This is a genomic window from Bradyrhizobium sp. STM 3809 (assembly GCF_000239795.1).
Taxonomy (GTDB): Bacteria; Pseudomonadota; Alphaproteobacteria; order Rhizobiales; family Xanthobacteraceae; genus Bradyrhizobium.
On record NZ_CAFJ01000671.1, the window covers coordinates 1 to 786 of the forward strand.

The window sequence follows — 786 nt, forward strand, 5'->3', positions numbered from 1 at the left end:
CAGGCGTCGAGCACGTCGTCGGGCTTGGCGCCGGTGCCGCGCCGGGCGCCGGTCAGCCAGTCGTCGATGACGGCGAAGCCCGCGGCGACCAACAGCTCGCGCCGCAGGCGGGCGCCCTGCTCCGTCTTCTTCGATGGCAGCGGCGCTCCGTTCAGGCGCAGGAACACCAGTTCGGGATGCGCCTCGCGGATGTCGCGCTCGCGATGCGCGCGAACGAAGGCATCGACCTCCATGATCTTGCGGCCGAGATGCCAGAGCTGGCGCGAGGCGCGCGGCTGGCCGCGGCGCGAGGCTTCGTCATTGGCTTCGTCGGGATCGGTGTAGTTCTCCCACAGCCAGCGCCGCGCGCCGGTGAACACGCGCGAGCGATGCGGCGCGAGTTTTTCGCGCGCGAGCGCGTCGCAGACGCGTGCGCCGTCGTCGGTCATGCCGATGGGGATGTCGATCGCGGCGCGGGTGAAGGGCGCAGCGAGCGCGGTGGAGACGTCGGCGGGAAATGAGATGCTGCGCCGGTCGCCCTCGATCGCCACGGCGACCCAGCCGCGCGAAAAGCCGTCGAGGCCTAGGATGCGGTGATCAGGCACGCTATTAGTCCCCAACGAAACAGTGCCAACGACTGCGCCCTCTCCCCTTGTGGGAGAGGGCTACACTGACGCCAGCCGTCAAACTCGCTTGGGTGAGGGGTTCTCTCCGCGAGCACCGTCTTCGCGGAGAGNGACCCCTCACCCGGTATGATCGCGCCCTCGCGCGATCATACCACCCTCTCCCACAAGGGGAGAGGGTGCA

The 786-nt window shown here is 69.3% G+C and carries 1 protein-coding gene; it reads right to left on the reverse strand.

The window, feature by feature from the left end:
- Positions 1–584 (reverse strand): DUF429 domain-containing protein (locus BRAS3809_RS29650; protein WP_240535804.1); only part of this gene is annotated, 584 nt, incomplete at its 3' end.
- Between the last annotated feature and the right edge of the window lie 202 nt (positions 585–786).